This window comes from Streptomyces canus (assembly GCF_030815415.1).
Classification (GTDB): Bacteria; Actinomycetota; Actinomycetes; order Streptomycetales; family Streptomycetaceae; genus Streptomyces; species Streptomyces canus_F.
The window spans coordinates 1444452-1463065 of sequence record NZ_JAUSWW010000001.1; the positions used below are offsets into that span (position 1 = coordinate 1444452).

At 71.6% G+C, this 18614-nt stretch carries 11 protein-coding genes and 1 pseudogene; 5 read left to right on the forward strand and 7 right to left on the reverse strand.

Features of this window, described 5'->3' with window-relative positions; translation table 11 throughout:
• From QF037_RS06745 to QF037_RS06755, 3 genes are all read right to left on the reverse strand, one after another.
• Complete coding sequence (locus QF037_RS06745; protein ID WP_307022816.1) at positions 1-1602, reverse strand: RICIN domain-containing protein; 1602 nt, start codon at positions 1600-1602, stop codon at positions 1-3.
• 512 nt (positions 1603-2114) lie between these two features.
• On the reverse strand, positions 2115-2492 hold the full coding sequence (locus tag QF037_RS06750) for a toxin Doc (RefSeq protein ID WP_307022818.1): 378 nt from the start codon (positions 2490-2492) through the stop codon (positions 2115-2117).
• 3 nt (positions 2493-2495) lie between these two features.
• A complete protein-coding gene (locus QF037_RS06755) occupies positions 2496-2741 on the reverse strand; it encodes a hypothetical protein (protein ID WP_307022820.1) in 246 nt (81 codons plus the stop codon).
• Between the two features lie 157 nt (positions 2742-2898).
• Between QF037_RS06755 and QF037_RS06760 the strand changes: the two genes are divergently transcribed.
• Positions 2899-3636: a 2OG-Fe(II) oxygenase gene (locus tag QF037_RS06760; RefSeq protein ID WP_307022822.1), complete on the forward strand. Its 738-nt coding sequence runs from the start codon at positions 2899-2901 to the stop codon at positions 3634-3636.
• A 59-nt stretch (positions 3637-3695) separates the two neighbouring features.
• Here QF037_RS06760 and QF037_RS06765 read toward each other — a convergent pair whose 3' ends face one another.
• Positions 3696-5939: a glycoside hydrolase family 9 protein gene (locus QF037_RS06765; RefSeq protein ID WP_307022825.1), complete on the reverse strand. Its 2244-nt coding sequence runs from the start codon at positions 5937-5939 to the stop codon at positions 3696-3698.
• Positions 5940-6193: 254 nt separating this feature from the next.
• Positions 6194-9292, reverse strand: coding sequence for a glycoside hydrolase family 2 TIM barrel-domain containing protein (locus tag QF037_RS06770; protein WP_307022827.1), 3099 nt, complete (start codon positions 9290-9292; stop codon positions 6194-6196).
• A gap of 259 nt (positions 9293-9551) precedes the next feature.
• On the opposite strand from QF037_RS06770, the pseudogene QF037_RS06775 reads away from it, so the two are divergent.
• From QF037_RS06775 to QF037_RS06790, 4 genes and pseudogenes are all read left to right on the forward strand, one after another.
• A pseudogene (locus tag QF037_RS06775) lies at positions 9552-11929 on the forward strand (SpoIIE family protein phosphatase).
• A gap of 139 nt (positions 11930-12068) precedes the next feature.
• Positions 12069-13421: a serine/threonine-protein kinase gene (locus tag QF037_RS06780; protein ID WP_307022829.1), complete on the forward strand. Its 1353-nt coding sequence runs from the start codon at positions 12069-12071 to the stop codon at positions 13419-13421.
• Between the two features lie 80 nt (positions 13422-13501).
• Positions 13502-14146 (forward strand): DUF4232 domain-containing protein, encoded by a 645-nt coding sequence (locus tag QF037_RS06785; RefSeq protein ID WP_307022831.1) that lies wholly within the window; start codon positions 13502-13504, stop codon positions 14144-14146.
• Between the two features lie 73 nt (positions 14147-14219).
• Positions 14220-15476, forward strand: a complete 1257-nt coding sequence (locus QF037_RS06790; protein WP_307037028.1) for an arsenic transporter — start codon at positions 14220-14222, stop codon at positions 15474-15476.
• Between the two features lie 9 nt (positions 15477-15485).
• Here QF037_RS06790 and QF037_RS06795 read toward each other — a convergent pair whose 3' ends face one another.
• Both QF037_RS06795 and QF037_RS06800 read right to left on the reverse strand, forming a co-directional pair.
• Positions 15486-17363: an RICIN domain-containing protein gene (locus tag QF037_RS06795; RefSeq protein WP_307022833.1), complete on the reverse strand. Its 1878-nt coding sequence runs from the start codon at positions 17361-17363 to the stop codon at positions 15486-15488.
• 311 nt (positions 17364-17674) lie between these two features.
• A complete protein-coding gene (locus tag QF037_RS06800) occupies positions 17675-18589 on the reverse strand; it encodes a helix-turn-helix domain-containing protein (RefSeq protein WP_307022835.1) in 915 nt (304 codons plus the stop codon).
• Positions 18590-18614 lie beyond the last annotated feature (25 nt).

Here is an 18614-nt window from a genome sequence, read left to right on the forward strand (position 1 = left end):
CTAGACGGGTCCCCCGACCGCCCGGGCGGAGGGGGTGCCGGTGCCCGGGACCGAGAGCGCCCCGGCGGTCGGCGCCACCGGGTCGGTCACCCAGCGCTGCCCGCCGGAACCGTCACGCACCTTGACGACGATGTCGGCGTCCGCCGTCCCGGTGGTGGAGGTGAGGGCGAGCTGTTCGTCCCAGCGAGTGAGCAACTCGCCCTGCACGGTGATGTCGTAGCGCACGTCGTCCGCGCGCTCGCTCTTCTCGTCCGCGCACGTCCCGAGGATCACCACACCGGCGTCCACGTGCGAGTCGAGGCAGAGGTCGGGGTTCGCGGCGCTGTGCAGCAGTCCGTCGTCGTCGTACGTCCACTTCTGGCTCTCCGCGTCCGAACAGGTCTCCAGCTCGGTGGCCGCGCCCTTCTTCACCTCGCCCCGGATGTCGAGGCAGAGGTCGGCGGCGACGTTGCGCAGTCTGGACTGCTGCGGAATCAGGGGGAGTTGGGCCGTGCCCGGCGGGGAGGAGGACACTCCGCCCGAGGCCGACGCGCGGCCCCCGGAGGCGCTGGTGGAAGCGGCCGGCTCGGCGCCGCCGTCGTCCGACCACAGGTTCGCGGCCAGCACGCTGGCGAGCAGTCCGGCGGAGGCCAGGCCCACCCCGGTGAGCAGCACCCGTGAGGGCCGCGGCCCTTCCGGGGGGCGGCGGCCGGGAGACGGGACCCGGGACAGGAGGCCACGGCGTCCACCACCGTGCCGGGCGCCGCCACGACCGCGCGGGCCGGGATCGGTACGTCCCGGGCGGGACTCGAGGTAGCGGCGGGCGCCCCAGCCGAGCACCGCCTCGGCGAGCAGCGTGCCCAGGCCGCCCTCGAAATGGCTCAGTTGCTCGGCGGCGAAACGGCAGTAGCGGCACTCGATCAGATGCTGCTGGACATCCGGCAGCAAGGCTCCGCCCCGGCGTATCGGGACGTCGAGGAGACGGTTGTAGAACCGGCAGTCCTTGGTCGGCGCGAGTTCCCGATGGGCATGTACACAACCCTCGCGGAATTTGTCCCGCGCCTGTTCGAGAGCGGCCGACGCGGTGGTGATGTCCATGCCGAGCAGACCGGCGGGGACGGCAATCGGTTCGGCCTCGACCTCGGTGTGCCAGAGCAGACAGCGGGCGAGTCCGGGCAGAACCTGGAAAGAACGCTCGGCCAGTTTCCGGTTTTCGGGCGTCATGGACTTCGCCGCCCGCATACCGCGGCCGCCGGCCGGTTTCCCGAGGTCCGGCAGAACACCGGATATCCGGTCCTCGGCCGACCACTCACGGACGGTGTCGCGGACGCGCACCAGAAGCCTCGGGCGCAGGGCGGCGGCCTGCTCGCCGAGTGCCAGCCGGTCCAGGACCTGGTGGAAGGCGGCCGCGGTCACCATGGAGGCGACGTCCGACCGGGAGGCGAGACAGATGACGGCGTATTCGTGGGCGGCCGGCCAGTGCCGCGCCATCAACAGCGCGGCCGACTGGGCCGCCTCGCCGTCCGGACGACCCCTGAGCAGGGAGGCGAGGTCGTCGTCGGATTCCCCCGTAACGCCGCCTGGCGGCGGGTAAGGAGGGCGAGAGGGGTGGGGGGTGGGCACTGAGCGGATTCCTTCCCACGCGCGGGTGACTCTGAGAAGTTCTGCTCGCCGAAAAAGTCGGGGATTGGTGCATACCTTTTTGGCGAGGCGCGGGGAGTGCGAATTCACCAACGACCCGTCCGCCCGGGTTCCCCACCGGACGAAAGAAGACCCGGCCATTACCCCCCGCACGGGTAGTTCACCCTTGCACAACACTGTCCTGACCAACAAGGCACTCGGGCAACATACGTACCGTTGAAGGAAAGTCAGAAACGGCCGCCACGCTGGTCGTCCTTGTGAGTTCACGGCATTTCAGGCGCCCCGTGTGAAACACGCGCACGCGCCGGAGCGACGCGCACGCTCCCGGCGCGCGCCACCCCGTAGTGCACTGGTACCGGCCCCTCGGAGGCCACGCGCAAGACGGCGGCTCTCCTGCGCGAAACGGCCGCCGACCCCGATCCTCCCGCCCTCGGTCGGCGGCCCCGAGGGCGGGCCGGGTCGGTCCCGCCCAGGGCGCGGGCGCCGGCCGGGCCCTATATCTGCCAGGAGCGCAGCCGGTCGGCCGCGCCGTACACATCGGTCTTGCCGGAGATCAGGTCGCGGGCGAGGTCGACGAGGGCGCCGTAGGGCGGGTCGATGCCGGCGCCGCTGACGAACATGTAGGCCACCGCCGTCGCACAGGCGAAACGGGCGTTGGCCGACGGCAGGGGCTTGAGCAGGGCGAGCGTGTGCAGCAGGGCGGCGGCCCGCCAGGCAGGGTCGGAGTCCACGCCGAGGCGGGGCGGGTCGACACGGTGGCGGGCGACGGCTGCCACCAGGGCCGAGAAGTCGTTGACCGTGGGCTGGTCGGGCAGGACCTCTTCGTGACGCTGGAGCAGCCAGGGCACGTCGATGTGGATGACAGGAGCCATCGGTCAGACGACCCGTCCCTCGCCCGTGACCGCCGGTTCGTCGTCGGGGAACGCCGCGGCGAACTCGTCCGCGTGGGACGCGAAGAACCGCCGGAAGGCCTCCGCACCCTCCTGGAGCGCGCGATGCCGTGCGATGTCGGCCGCGGCCGCCTCCCGTACGAGGGCCTTCATCGACGTACCGCGCTCCTTGGCGATCTGCCGCAGGTCCTCTAGCTCACGGTCACTGAACTCCACGTTGAGAGCTGGCATGTCCTTCACGGTACCGCTGCGGTACTTACTCGTAAATACTCCCTGCTCAGAGCAAGCACACAGGGGTACCGCGAGCCTCGAGCTCCCTGTCCGATTCCCGCCGGCGCCCTCGCCGGTCGCGCAGCAGACTCGTAGCGGAAGGGAAGGGAACGGACCCATGACGACGTACACGACGACCCCGACGCTCACACAGGCCCGCCGGCGCGTCGCCCGGACCGACTGGGACGCGCTGGCCGCCGCACTGGACGAGCACGGCAGCGCACCCACGGAGCAGTTGCTGACGCCCGCCGAGTGCTCCGAACTGGCCGCGCTGTACGAGAAGCCGGAGCTGTTCCGCACCACCGTCGACCTGGCCCGGCATCGCTTCGGTTCGGGCGAGTACCGGTACTTCACCCACGACCTGCCCGCCCCGGTGGCCGCCCTGCGGGCCGCGCTCTATCCGCGCCTGCTGCCCGTCGCCCGCGACTGGGCGGCCCGGCTCGGCCGCCCGGCACCGTGGCCGGACTCCCTGGAGGAGTGGCTGGAGCGGTGTCACGCGGCCGGGCAGGACCGGGCGGCGCAGATCCTGCTGCGCTACGGGGAGGGCGACTGGAACGCCCTGCACCGTGATGTGTTCGGTGAGCTGGTCTTCCCGCTCCAGGTGGTGGTCGGACTCGACGCTTACGGCACGGACTACACGGGCGGTGAGTTCCTGATGGTCGAGCAGCGGCCCAGGGCCCAGTCACGGGGCACGGCCGGCGTGCTGCGGCAGGGCCACGGTCTGGTGTTCACCACCCGGGACCGTCCGGTACGCACCCGGCGCGGCTGGTCGGCCGGGGCGATGCGGCACGGCGTGAGCACGGTGCGCTCGGGCCGGCGCCACGCGCTGGGGCTCGTCTTCCACGACGCGTCCTGAACGCAAGGGGCTCCATGACCTCGTGAGAGTGTCATGGAGCCCGGCGAGCTGTTTCCGCGCTACGTCTGGTCGGCCACGAAGGACGCCATCCGGGTCAGGGCGGAGTTCCAGTTGATGGTGTGCTCATTGGTCGACCAGGACTGGATGTCGTCGATGTAGCAGAACTGACCGACGCAGCCCTGGAGTTTGCTCGATGCGTAGGGGTCCTGGATGCTCGAGTTCGGTCCGCCGGCCAGGGTTCCCCTCGGCGGGTTCGGCTGGCTCGGGTCGAGCTGGTGGGCGTACCAACGGGCGTGCTGGTTGTGGGAGTTCACCTCTCCGTAGCCCGTCACGTACGACATGTTCAGCGCGTTGCGGCCGAAGATGTAGTCCATGGACTGCACGGCGCCGTCACGGTACTTGGAGCCGCCGGTGATGTCGTACGCGGTGGCGATGACGATGCCGTTGTGCAGGATCTGGTGGTTGGAGCCCCAGTCGTAGAGGTTGTCCGCGGGGGCGTACGGCATGCCGTACGGCTGTGCCTTGAGCGTCGCGAGGTAACCGTCCGCACCCTTGACCACCGACTGGCGCACCTTGTCCCGGCCGGGCAGCTTGTTCGGCACGGTGGCCAGGTCCAGGCGGGCGGCCGCGCCGGTGCGGGCCCAGTCGTAGCCGAGGGGGCCGAAGAGGTCGGCGGTGTGGACGGGCGAGGCCAGCACGTGGTCCGCGAAGGTCTTCTCCCCCGTGGTGAGATACAGCTCGGCCGCCGCCCAGTAGAACTCGTCGGTCACGTCGCTGTCGGGGTAGGCGCCGCCACCGGTGCCGTCATTGGGGTCGGCGTAGATGTCCGGGTGCGCGAGGGCCGCGGTCCAGGCCTTGCGGGCGGCGGTGAGGGCCTTGGACGCGAACGCCTTGTCGTAGGGCCGGTAGAGGCGGGCCGCCTGTGCGGCCGTCGCCGCCAGGTTCAGGGTCGCCGCGGTGTTCGCCTGGTGCAGTTCGCGCTTCTGCGGGTCCTCGCTCGGCAGCAGCGGCAGGCCCGTCCACGCCTCGTCGTGGACCTTGTGATGGGCCATCCCGGCCAGCGGCTGACCGGCGGGCACCTGCATCTTCAGCAGGAACTCCAGCTCCCAGCGGCTCTCGTCGAGGATGTCCGGCACCTTGTTGCCGCTCTCCGGGATGGCGAGCGTGCCGTCGCCGAGCTTCGCGGGCTGTCCGGTGCGGGCGTGCAGGGAACGCTCGTAGGTGCTCAGCAGCTCCCAGGTGGAGATGCCGCCGTTGACGACGTACTTGCCGTGGTCGCCGGCGTCGTACCAGCCGCCGGTGACGTCGAGGGTGTAGTCGCAGACGCCCGGCTGGCAGGGCACGTTGCCGTCGCCCTGGTTGGGCGCGACGTCGACGTGGCCGGCCGCGCGGCCGTAGCCCGGGCGCAGGTCGTCACGGATCGCGATGCCGCTGCGCTGGGTGTAGTAGTACTTCGCAGCGTCCGTGCGGAGCTGCTCGTAGGCGCTCGTGCCGATGTCGAAGGGGCGGCTGGTCTCGCCGTCGGCGACCAGGGTGAAGTCCTTGCCCTGCTTCTTGTAGGAACCGAAGTCGATGGAGTGGACGTTCTGGGCGGACGAGGCGTCCGTACCGCGAGGCGTGGTGGATCCCTGGGCGACCACACGGCCCGCGGCGTTCTTCAGCTGCCAGGGCAGCTTCGCGGTCGCGTCGGTGACCAGCGTGGCGTTCTTCGGACCGGAGGGCAGATAGGCGACCTGGTTGACGCGCACCCGTGGCCCGGTGTCCGGCTCGTACACCTCGGGCGGCACGCCGCCCAGGAGTGAGGCGTTGTCGACGCAGAACCGCCAGGGGTCCGCGCTGCCGCCGAGCTGGAAGCCGACCTGGGCCTGGGTGGCATCGACGGGTGAGGTGAAGGTGTACGCGTAGGAGTCGCCCGACACGCTCAGCTGGGGGCTGACCTCGAAGTAGGTGTCGTACGGGGCGACCTGGAGGCCCACGATCGCGCGGACGACGTGGTCCGCGGGCGAACCGTTCGCGGTGAAACTGAACTTGTACGACTCCCCCTTCACCAGGGTGACGTCGTTCTGGCCGACGGCCGCGTCCCAGCGGTTGGTGGTGCCGCCCGGCACGTCCGCGCACAGCTGTCCGTCGGACAGGCCGGCGGTGACGTTGCTGGACGCCCACCACGGCTCGGTGGTGGTGTCGAAAGTGCCGTTCTTGAGCTGCTCGACCTCCTCGGCGGCGGCCGTGGACACCGGGGAGGCGACAAGTGCCGCTCCCAGCAGGGCCGTCAGGGACAACAGGGCGGTGCTGCGTCTTTTCACGTCCGGGCTCCTCGGTGAGCTGCGGGTGCGGTCGATATGGGAGCGCTCCCAAAAGACGGTCGACGGTCATGCTTGTTGCAGGCATGACACCGCGTCAACGGTCTGGACAGCACCGAAACGATCCGCTGGGGCGGTGATTTCCGCTGCGGCGCCATCGTGGCTGGTCGCGCCCGCGCGGCGGAGCCACATGGTCGATACGGCCCCGCGCCCCTCGGGGTGTTGCCGGAACCGCCTGTCCAGACCGTGACGTGGGCTCAGGTGGCGGGTATCTCCAGCTTGCTGATGCGCATCGCTCCGCGGGCCTCCCCCGGGTGGGTGCTGGTCAGGGTCAGCCTAAGCCTGGAGCCCTGGATCGCCGCGAAGGTGATCAGCGTGGGTTCGTCCGAGGTCGTGGCCCACCCCATGGCCGCACCCTCGGCCCTCACATAGCGCTCACCGTCCCACACCTCGACCTCGATGGAGGCGGGCAGGGCGTGCGTGGCGCTCAAGGTGAAGGAGACCTCGACGCGGTCGAAGGTCCGGGTGCGGCCGAAGTCCACGGAGACCCAGTCCTCGGCCCTGGCCCCGTTGAAGAGCGGCAGAAGGGCCGTGGCGGCCTTGCTGAAGGCGTTGGACCAGCCGGTGGCCGCGTCGCCGTCGAGCATGGCGGCGGGCAGGGTGTCGGGGCGGCCGGAGTAACTGGCGTCCGCGTAGGGGTAGTTCGGCGGTGCCGGGTGGTCGGGGGCGAACTCGGCCGCCGGGGTGGCCGAGGCCGACCGGGCCGGCCTGGCGCGCAGGTTCGCGGTGCCCGCCTTGAGGCCCTCCGCGCGGGCGGTCACCTTCAGCGCGCCCGGCTCCGTGCCCGCCCGCACGATCGCGAGCGCCTTGCCGCAGAAGGCGGTCCGGGTGCTGGCCTGGTAGCGCTCGGCGCTCTCCTCGCGCCCGTTGTCGAGTCCGGCGAGGGAGCCGCCTTTCACCTCGAAGGTGATCAGGTTCTCCGCGTCGGGTACGACCACTCCGCGGGCGTCGACGATCTCCGCGGTCACGAAGACCAGCGACCGCCCGTCCGCCGAAAGCGTCTTGCGGTCCGCTGTCAGCCGTACGGCACGCGCCGGGCCCGCCGTGCGCAGCACATCGGTGGCGACGACCTTGCCGCCGCGGCGGGCCACCGCCTTCAACTCCCCCGGCCGGTACGGCACTTTCCAGGTCAGATGGAGCTTGCCCGCGCTGCCGTCGGGGCTCGTGTAACTGCCGGGGTAGGGGCCGTCGGTGAAGGTCTTGTCGTCGCCGGTGGCCTCGGTGGTCTCCAGGTACTCCCGGCCGTCGACGGTCTTCTTGGTGTCGAAGGTCCGGGTGCCGAGGGACTTCCCGTTGAGGAACAGCTCGACGGTGGCGATGTTGGAGTACGCCCACACCTCGACCGTGTCACCCTCCGCGTGGTTCCAGGTCATCGGCAGCAGATGGACCATCGGTTCACTGGTCCACTGGCTCCGGAAGAGGTAGTACATGTCCTTCGGGAAGCCGGCCGTGTCGACCGCTCCGAAGAAGGAGGCCTTGACCGGGAACACGTCGTACGGCGTGGGTTCGCCGATGTAGTCGATGCCCGACCACAGGAACTGCCCCGCGAACCACTTGCGGTCCCGGTCCTTCTTGTGCCCGTACTCGCCGCTCATGGTCCAGGAGGCGAGGTTGTTGTCGTACGAGGAGACGGCCCGTCTGCCCGGGGTGTGGTTCTCGCCGGTGTTGAGGTGTTCGGGCTCCTGGTAGACGCCGCGGGTCGAGGTCTCGGAGGACGACTCGGACTCGAAGAGGAACAGATGCGGGTACGCCTCGTGCAACTGGTCCACCGACTTGGCCGTGTTGTAGTTGAGGCCGAGGCCGTCCAGCTTGGCCAGCATCAGATCGGCCGCCGAGCCCTTGGCGGGCAGCCGCCGGTACTTGTCGGAGCCGATGATCAGCGGGCGGGTGTCGTCGACGGCCCTGATGGCGTCGATGATCCGGTCGGCCATGGCGAGTCCGGCGGTGGAGGTGGAGTCGGGGATCTCGTTGCCGATCGACCACAGCAGCACGGCGGGCGAGTTGCGGGCCGCGAGCACCATCTCGGTCGCGTCCTTCTCGCACCACTCGTCGAAGAACCGGCCGTAGTCGTAGCGCGTCTTGCCGGTCTTCCAGCAGTCGAACGCCTCCACCAGCATCACGATGCCGAGCTCCTCGCAGACCCGGATCATCTCCGGCGAGGGCGGGTTGTGGGAGGTGCGGAACGCGTTGACGCCCATCGACTTCATGAGGGTCATCTGCCGTCGGATCGCGTCGATGCTGACGGCGGCGCCGAGTGCGCCGAGGTCGTGGTGGAGGTCGACGCCCTTGAACTTGGCGTGGGTGCCGTTGAGGTGGAAGCCCTCGTCGGGGTCGATGCGGAAGGTGCGGATGCCGAAGGGTGTGCGGTAGGTGTCGACGGTCCGGCCGGCCACACGGAGTTCGGTCAGCAGGGTGTAGCGGTGGGGGTCGCCGAAGTCCCACAGCCTGGGCTCGGGGACGGTGAGTTCATGGATCTCCGTCGCCTGCTCGGTGATGTCCGCCGTGGTCGCCCTGCGGGCCACCGTCCGGCCGCGCGCGTCCTTGACCGTCGACCTGATCTCGACCTGCCTCGCGGCGCCCGACTCGTTCGCCACGGAGGTCTCCACCCGGACCACCGCCCGTTCCCCGGTGACGTCCGGCGTGGTGACGTAGGTGCCCCAGCGCTTCACATGCACCGGCTCGGTCACCACGAGGCGGGCCTCGCGGTAGATGCCGCTGCCCGAGTACCAGCGGCTGCTGGGCAGCCGGTTCTGCACCTTGACCGCGATCACGTTCTCGGTGGTGCCGTCGGTGTGCAGCAGGTCGGTGACGTCGAAGGCGAAGCCGGTGTAGCCGTAGGGGTGGCGACCGGCCTCGGTGCCGTTGCAGTAGACGTACGCGTCCATGTAGACGCCGTCGAACTCCACCGAGATCCGCTTACCGGCGTAGGCGGGCGGCAGGGTGAAGGCGAGGCGGTACCAGCCGAGGCCGCCCGGGAAGAAGCCGGTGCCGCTGGTGGTGCCGTTCTGTGTGGTGGGGGCGAGTTCGATGCTCCAGTCGTGCGGCACGGCGACCTGGCGCCAGGCCGAGTCGTCGTAGGCGGGGTCGGCGGCGCCGGCGTAGGCGCCGGTCGGATCGGTGATCCCGCCCGGGTTGACCAGCGCGAAGCGCCAGCCGTCGCGCAGGGCGACCGTGCCGCGGCCCGAGGCGCCCCCGGCGGCGGCCTCGGCGACCAGTGCCGCCGAGGGGCTCAGGAACGCTCCGGCCGCGGGCGCGGCGGCGGAGGCGATCAGGACAGATCTGCGAGTGACCGTCATGGCGTGCGGCTCTCCCTCATCAGGGCCCAGAAGTACTCACAACTGATCGTGAACACACAGATTCTGACGCCGCGCCACACGGGACCGTCAAGGGTGCGCCCACACACGGCTGCCCCGCGCGTCACAACGGCCGGATGTCCGCCTTGCCCGCGCCCCCGGGTACGCAGGGGGTTCCCGTCCGCGCGCGAGCGTGACGGACTAGTCTGGAACTCAAGTGACGCACCTGTTCACTGTGAGTGTCCGCGATGGAGTGGCGACGATGAGCCCGGACTACCCGTTCGACGATGCCGCGACGGCACGGGCTGTCATCGACGACCTCGGCACGGTCCGGGAGTGGAACGGCGGCGCCGAGCGACTGCTGGGCCGCCCCGCTTCCGAGGTCGTAGGTCACCCCGCCGCGAATCTGCTGGTCAGCGACGGTCCGGACACGATGTTCACGCCCGGGGGCCCCCGCTGGGACGGCACCGTCACGCTCCGCCACCGCGACGGCGGCACCGTGTCGGTGTGGCTGCTCGCCCACCACAGCCGCTCGCGGGACGGCAGCCCGGGTCACTGGCTCGTGGTCACCCCGCTGGAGGTCACCGCCTCCCCGGACGGCCCTCTCGCCACGGCGGCGCTCGTCCAGTCGCCCTGTGCCGTCGCGGTCTACGACGAGCGGCGCGGCTGCGCCGGGTCAACGACGCCATGGCCGAGGTGATCGGACTGCCCGAGGAGCGCATCCGGGGCCTCAGACTGTCGGAGATCGGCGGCAAACCGGAGAGCGCGGAGCTCGAGCGGCATCTGCTGCGGGTGCTCGCCTCGGGCCGCGCCGAGGACGTCCAGACGTACATGCGGACCGGCGGGGAGCGGTCCGCGCACGCGTGGCTGGCCCGGATGGCCCCGGTCACCGACGCCGAGGGGCGGGTGCGGGGGGTGTGCCTGGCGGCGCACGACTTCACCGAGAACTACCTCGCCCGGGAGCGGCTCCAGCTGGTCAACGAGGCGAGCGTGCGCATCGGCTCCACTCTCGACGTCACCCGGACCGCGCAGGAGCTCGCCGACGTCTGTGTGCCCGCGCTCGCCGACTTCGTCAGCATCGACCTGCTGGACCCGCAGGAGAACGGCGATCCGCCGCCAGTGCTCACCGCACCGGTCGGGCTGCGCCGCGCCGCGCACCAGTCGGTCAACCCCGGCACCCCCGAGGCCGTCGTCAAGCCCGGACAGCTGGAGTCCTATCCGGCCACCTCACCGCAGGCCGACTCGCTGGTGGCGGGCGGCACCAGCGTCGCCACCGTGGCGTCCGGGGAGCTCGACCAGTGGCTGTCCTGGGACCCGGCGCGCAGTGAGCGGGTCCAGGAGTACGGCATTCACTCGACGATGTCCGTGCCGATCCAGGCCCGCGGGCTGACCCTCGGAGTCGCGGTGCTGACACGGTTCCGGCGGCCGGACCCGTTCACGCCCGACGACGTGCTGCTGGCCGAGGAGGTGACGGCCCGCGCGGCCGTCTGCATCGACAACGCCCGCCGTTTCTCCCGCGAGCGGGAGACCACCCTCGCCCTGCAGCGCAGTCTGCTGCCCCGCAAGCTGCCGCGCACCGCCGCCGTGGACGCGGCCTCGCGCTATCTCCCGGCGGCGCGGGCCGGGGTCGGCGGCGACTGGTTCGACGTGATCCCGCTGTCCGGGATGCGGGTCGCGATGGTCGTCGGGGACGTGGTCGGCCACGGCATCCAGGCCTCGGCCACGATGGGCCGGCTGCGCACCGCCGTACGCACGCTGGCCGACATCGACCTCGCCCCCGACGAACTGCTCACCCACCTCGACGACCTCGTCGTCCGACTGTCCGCGGAGGCCGGCGGCGAGGGCAGCCCCGGCGAGGTCGGCGCCACCTGTCTGTACGCGGTCTACGACCCGGTGTCGCGGCGCTGCACACTGGCCCGCGCCGGACATCCCGCGCCGGTGATGATCACGCCGGGCGGTGCACCTCGGCTGGTCGACCTGCCCTCCGGCCCGCCGCTGGGCGTGGGCGGGCTGCCCTTCGAGTCCGCCGAGCTGGAGTTGCGCGAGGGCACGGTGCTGTCGTTCTTCACCGACGGCCTGATCGAGTCCCGTGAGCGGGACGCCGACGCCGGTCACGCACTGCTGCGCGAGGCCCTGTCGGTGTCCTCGGAGTCACTGGAGGAGACCTGCGACCGGGTTCTGCACACCCTGCTCCCGGCGGGCGGCTCCGCCGACGACGTGGCGCTGCTGCTGGCCCGCACCCGAGGGCTGCCCGCCGCCCAGGTCGCGACCTGGCACATCCCCGCCGACCCGGCGCTCGTCGGCCCGATCCGCAAGCAGGTCGTCGACCAGCTGGGCACCTGGGACCTCCTGGAGGCGTCGTTCACCGCGGAGCTGGTCGTGAGCGAGCTCGTCACCAACGCCATCCGCTACGGCGCGCGCCCCATCCGGCTGCGGCTCATCCACGACGAGACCACGCTGATCTGCGAGGTGTCGGACACCAACCACACGGCCCCGCATCTGCGGCGCGCCAAGACCTGGGACGAGGGCGGCCGCGGACTGCTCCTGGTCGCCCAGCTCACCCAGCGCTGGGGCAGCCGGCACACCACCGAGGGCAAGACCATCTGGGCCGAGATCGCTCGGCTCGACGAGGACGGCTGACGGACGCCCGCGCAACCCTCAGCCCCCGTCCGTCAAACAGCTGCGACCCTCGAACGTGCCGATTTCTCAGGCCAGTTGGAGCAGCACATCCTGCACCGGCTCCTCGGCGTCCGCACGGCAGGGCAGGCATGATGGTCGTATGCACTCCGTCGAGCGCATCGGCCGCTACCGGATCCAACGCCCCCTGGGCACCGGCGCGTTCGGGACCGTGTGGCTCGCGCACGACGACACACTCGACGTGCCGGTCGCCGTGAAGATCCTCGCCGACAACTGGTCGCACCGACCGGACATCCGCGAGCGCTTCCTGTCCGAGGCCCGGTTGCTGCGCCGGGCCGGTTCGCCGCGGGTGGTGCAGGTCTACGACATCGGCGAACTGCCCGACGACAGACCGTACTTGGTGATGGAGTACGCCGACGGCGGCACCCTCGCCGACCTGCTCCACGACGGTCCGCTCCCCGTGCCCGAGGCGCTGCGGTTCACCGCGCTGGCGGCCCGTGCCGCGGCCACGCTGCACGAGGTGGGGATCGTGCACCAGGACATCAAGCCGACCAACCTGCTGCTGCGCACCGGCCCGGACGGCGTCCTGGAGGTCGTGCTCGCCGACCTCGGGCCGGCCAGGACGCTCGCCGAGGCGTCCGGGCTCACCACGGCCGCCGGTGCGGCGGGCTACCGGCCGCCCGAGCAGGCCGAGCCGGGTGCGGGCATCGACGCGCGGGCCGACGTGTACAGCCTGGGCGCGGTCGGCTACCACCTGGTCACCGGCAGCGTGCCGGGCCCGCCGGGGAAGGTCGTACGGCCGGACCGGCTGCGTCCGGGCCTGGATCCCGGCGTGCGGCGGGCCCTGATGCGGGCGCTGCGGACCGACCGGAAGCGCCGCCGGCCCGACGCGCGGGCCTTCGCCGAGGAACTGGAGCGGCTGGCGACGGGCCCGAAGCCCCGGCGGCGGCGCCACCGGCTGCTCGGTCTGGCGGCCGGGGCGGCCGTGGCCGGTATGGCCTTCACACAGATGGACCACGGGCCGGCGCCGACCGAGCTGCGGATCGAGGACACCACCGGCCGGGTCGCGGCCGTGGTGCCCGCCACGTGGGCCGGTCAGGTGCGTGGCTGGGGATGGGATCCGCGCGTGCTGGGGCTGCCCGCCGGTCATCAGCCGGGTTTCGCCGTCGCGGACGATCTGGCGCGGTGGCAGGATCTCGGCGCGGACGTCGACGGAATGTTCGTCGGCAGGGTCGGGCGGGGCGAGATCACGGCCCTGGTGAACGCCCTCGCCCATCCCGCCTGTCACTACGACGGGGCCCGCGACCACACCCTGCCCGTGTGGCACGGCCGGGTCCGCACATGGAGCGACTGTCCGGGCGGCGGCTCCGTCGTCGAGGCCGGGCTGACTCCCCCGGACGGCAGCGGGCAGCCGCAGCTGTACGTGCAGATCCGGCAGCAGGGCGAGCCGAAGGGCATCCGGCGTGTCCTCGGCTCGGTCCGGGTCGGGGGCTGAACGCGCGAACTTTTCCGGCCGCGGCCGCATCGGACCTTCATGACGGGGCACACCGCGCCATACGAGGAGTGTGAAGAGTCATGGTGAACACCTACCGGTCGGTTCTGTTCGTGAGTGCGGCCGCGCTGCTGGGCCTGCTGACCGCCTGTGGTGACGGCGGCGACTCCGCGTCCGCGCCGCGGACACTGCCGGGCACGGCCGCCCCGGCCACCACCGACGGAACGACGGCCGCGTCCTCGGCGGAGCCGACCACCACAGCCGCGACACCCTCCCCCGTCGGCAGCACGCCAGGCAAGCCCGGCAAAAGTGCCCGCTGTCACACCTACGAGCTGGAGGCCACGCTCGGCCGCAACGACCCGGGGGCGGGGCAGGAGAACTTCCCCGTGATCCTGACGAACACCTCGTCCCGTACCTGCACCCTCCACGGCTATCCGGGTGCCGCGTTCGTCGACGCCTCCGGCAGGCAGCTGGGGCCGGACCCGAAGCGCACCCCCGGCACACCGGCCACCGTGAAGCTGGCGCCGGGGCAGAACGCGTGGTCGGGGATCACGTTCTCCAACCCGGAGATCAGCGGGGCCCGTACCGCCGACCCGGACGCGCTGCTGGTGACCCCGCCGGACGAGCGGGACCCGCTGAAGGTGTCGTGGTCGGCCGGTGAGGTGCCGGTGTCCGGCAACGAGTCCACGGTGTCCATCACGGCGTTCGACCGGGGGCCCGGCACCTGACCCGGTAAGGGGGCTCTTACCCGGGCCTGTTCTCATGGACGGGCACGGCTCGACCACGCTCTAAGGATCACCGCTGAACACCCCGCTCGCCGAAACCCTGTCCATAGCGCTGCTCGTCGCCGTACTCGCCTGGGCCGTCGTTCGCCCAAAAGGCCTGCCGGAGGCGGTGCTCGCGGTCCCGGCGGCAGGCCTGGTGATCGCCACCGGGGCGATCTCCCCGGACCACGCGTGGGCGGAGGTCGAGCGGCTCGGACCGGTGGTCGGCTTCCTGGCCGCGGTGCTGGTCCTCGCCCACTTCTGCGATGTCGAGGGGCTCTTCCGGGCCTGCGGGGCGTGGATGGCCCGCAGCTCCGCGGGGCGCCCGGGCCGGCTGCTGACCGCGGTGTTCGCGCTCGCGTCGGCGATCACGGCCGTGCTCAGTCTGGACGCCACGGTGGTGCTGCTGACGCCGGTCGTGCTGGCCACCGCGGCCCGCAGCGGTGTCCGGGCCAAACCGCACCTCTATGCCTGCGCGCACCTGTCGAACACGGCGTCGCTGCTGCTGCCGGTGTCCAACCTGACCAACCTGTTGGCGTTCGCGGCGAGCGGCCTGAGTTTCACCCGGTTCGCGGCGCTGATGGCGCTGCCCTGGCTGGTTGCGATCGGCGCCGAGTATCTGGTGTTCCGGCGCTTCTTCGAGGACGACCTCAAGGCCCCCGCGGCCCGCTCCGACACCGCGGAGACGCCCGCGCTGCCGGTGTTCGCGCTCGTCACCGTGGGCTGCACGCTGGCGGGGTTCGTCGTGGCGTCGGCGATCGGCATCGACCCGGCGTGGGTGGCCCTGGTGGGCGCGCTGGTGCTGGCGGGGCGTGCGCTCGTCCGTCGGCAGGCCACCCCGCTCACGGTGATGCGGTCCGCCGCTCCGGGGTTCCTGGCGTTCGTGCTGGCGCTCGGCGTCGTCGTGCGCGCGGTCGTCGACAACGGGCTCGCCGACGCGCTGCGGCACGTCCTGCCCGAGGGCTCGGGACTGGTGGCGCTGCTCGGGATCGCCGCCCTGGCCGCCGTCCTGGCGAACCTGATCAACAACCTGCCCGCGGTCCTGGTCCTGCTGCCGCTGACCGCCACGGCCGGTCCCGGGGCGGTACTCGCGGTGCTGATCGGGGTGAACATCGGCCCGAACCTGACGTACGCCGGATCGCTCGCCACCCTGCTGTGGCGGCGGATCGTGCAGCGGCACGGGCACGAGGTCGGACTCGGGGAGTTCACCCGGCTCGGTCTGCTCGCCGTCCCGGCCGCGCTGGTGCCGGCCACGCTGGCCCTGTGGGTGTCGCTCCAGGTCGTCGGGGTGTGAGCCGGGCGGTCAGCGCGGGCCGCCGTACCCGCCGTACCCGTAGCCGTACCCGTAGCCGTACCCGTAGCCGCCGCCGTATCCGCTGCCGTACTGGCCGTCCCAGGAGCAGTAGTACCCGTAGCAGGGCATGCCGCTGGGGTACGACGGGCTCGTCGGGGTCGGCTGTGCGGTCGACGGGCTCGGGGACGGTGTCGGTGAGGCCTTCTTCTTCGTCGGCGTGGGTGTGGGGGTGGGGATCGCGACGGGGGTCTTCCGAGCGATGTCGCTCTGCGCGTCCCAGTTGACCACCTCCATCTGGGGGTCGGTCTTGGAGGTGTCGAACACCCAGCGCTGAACGGCGAGGTCGGCACGGGACTTGAGGACCACGGCGCCCGTGCCGTCGGTGGCGGCGGGTGTCAGGGCCAGGTCCTGGTCCCAGCGCGGCACCAGGTTGCCCTGGAGGGTGAAGTCGTAGCGGATGTTCTTGGACTCCGCCTTGTCGGTGCCGGAGCACGGGGCCAGCCGCACCGAGTAGCCGAGGTGGGAGTCCAGGCACAGGTCCGGGTCCGCGACGCTGCTCAGCGTGCCGTCCGTCTCGTACGTCCACTGCTGGTCGGTCTTCGAGGAGCACTTGGTGACCTCGGTCTCCGCGTCCTTGACGGCCTTCTTGCCGACGACGCCGATGCACAGTCCGGAGTCGACGTTGTGCAGCCTGCCGCGCAGTGTGCCCTCCACGTCCTTGCCGGAGCCGACCCACGAGGAGTCGGAGGAGGACTTGCCCGCTCCGGTGCCGGGCGTCTCGGAGGCCTGGGTGCCGCCGGCCGAGGTGGTGCCGTCCCCGCCACTGAGGACCGACCACAGGACCAGGGGCAGGACGACCAGCCCGCTGACGGTGAGGACCGCGGCGGCGAGGTTGCGGCGCCGGGCGGCGGCGCGGCGGGCTTCCTTGCGTGCCGTGCGCGAGGGGCAGGCTCCGCGGACCGCGCGCGGGCCGGCGGGGGCCACGTCGAAGAAGGGCTCGCCCGGCACTACGGGCGGGGCCTGCGGCCGCTCGGGCGCTTGAGCCGGCGCGTCCCGCACGGCGGTGCGGGATTCCGCGTAGGCGCGGCCGCCCCACCCGAGGACCGCTTCCGCCAGGACGACGCCGAGGCCGTTGTTGAACTGCTGGAGCTGGTCGGCGGTGTCGCGGCAGTGCTTGCAGCGGTCCAGGTGTGCGCGCAGATCGGGGTCGACGTCGACACCACCGCGCCGGTAGGTGACGTCCAGCATCCTGACGTAGCTGCGGCACTCCTGTTCCGGGGCGAGTTCGCGGTGCACATGGAGGCACTCCTCGCGCAACCGCTCCTGGGCCCGGCGCAGTTCGACGCCGGCGTCCTCCTCGTCCAGCCCCAGCAGGGAGGCCGGAACGGACAGCGGCTCGGCCTCGACCTCGCTGTGCCACAGCAGGCAGCGGGCCGACTGGGGCAGCCGCTGGAACGCGCCGGACAGCAGCCGTCGCTCCGCGGGCGGCAGCAGACGGGCCGCGGCGCGGTCCCCGTCCCCGGTCCCGGAGCGCAGTTCGGGGTGGAGCTGTTCGCGTCGGTGGTCGCCGTCCCACTCCGCGGCGATCCGGCGCACGGTGACGAGCAGTTGGGGACGCCAGGCGGCCGTCGGCCCGTTCTGCCGCAGGGTTTCACCGAAGAGCCGGGTGAAAGCCGCGGTCGTGAGCATTCCGGCGGACCGCGCACTGTCGGTGCACAGCCGGGCATAGGCGAAGGCCGCCTCCCAGTGGCGGTCGAGGAGTTCACCGACGGGATGGAGCGCGGGCGCGGCCCCGGTCCACTTCTTCAGCTCAGCGCTGAGTTGTTCGTCCGTGGCGTCGGCATTCACGGCTGCATTCCTCTCGGGGGCATACAAAACTAAGTCCATACCAAGGGGTATGCGGTCCCGACGACGACAGCTCTTGTGAAGCGTGGGGGACGTACGGGAGCGGTCAAGGCGGGCGGATTCTAATGTCTGCACGCCGACAAGGCATAACCTTTGCACAGGTCAGCGAGATGTAACAAGAGATCATTCAGTTTTGTGCATTGTGTGCGCGACCAGCCCTATTGACGGCTCGTCAATACTTGGAACCGATCCATGACGCCGTATCGACGCCGTTATGGAGAACGATTTTCACCAGGCGTCGGCCCAAACCATTGAACGGCCACCCCACCCCGCGTACGGCCGGTCTACGCACGTCACGCTCCAACCATTGGGCCGCCCGCCCGGTACGTGCCGGGCGTCATACCGAATCGCTCCCGAAAGACCCGGTGGAAATGGAAGGGGCTCACGAAGCCCGATGCCGCCGCGACCCGTTCGACGGGCAGGCCGGTGCCTTCGAGGAGCCGCGCGGCGTGCCGCAGCCGTGCCTCGCGCAGCGCTCGCATCGGGGACTCGCCGACCTGGCGGGTGAACAGGTGCGCCAGCCGGGAGGGCGACAGCGAGACGTGCGCGGCCAGCGAGTCCACGGTGTGCGCGGCACCCGGGTCGGCGGCGAGGAGCTCCTGGACCCGGCGGACCCGGGGGTCGAGGCCTGGTGCGGGCGTCGGCTCCCGCGCGCCGGCGGCCATGAGCAGGACGACCTCCTCCAGGGCGCACAGCGCGAGCTCACGGGCGGCGGTGTCGTGCGCCACGGCGATCCGGTCGTCCGGCACGGCCGCCGGCTTCACCGCACCCGGCCGGCGGGCGTCGACGAACATCCGGCGGAACGCCGCCTCGACCCGGTCCCGCGGCGTGGCCGGGGTCGAGGTGACGACATACACCCCGTCGCCGGCGCCGTACGGGATCAGCCAGGGCAGCCACGACGGCCGGGCCTGGCAGTGCACCCACCAGAACCGCCAGTGCCGCGCGCCCGGTCCGACGCCGTAGCCGTGCGGCACACCCGGCGCGAGCACGACCAGGTCCCCTGCCGCGGCCTGTGCGGTGGTCACGCCCTGCCGCAGCCTCCCCTGGCCTCCCGTGGTCCAGGTGAACAGCCAACTGGCCGATCCCCGCGGCCGGTTGATGTCATAGCCCCGCGCCTCGTCGAAACGGCCGAGCATCACGAGGCCCGGCGGCGGCGCGGGGACGTCCGGCGCAGCAGTCTCAGGCAGTCCGTCGGCGGTCACGGGCATCCTCCCGGGATGTGGGCCGACCTAG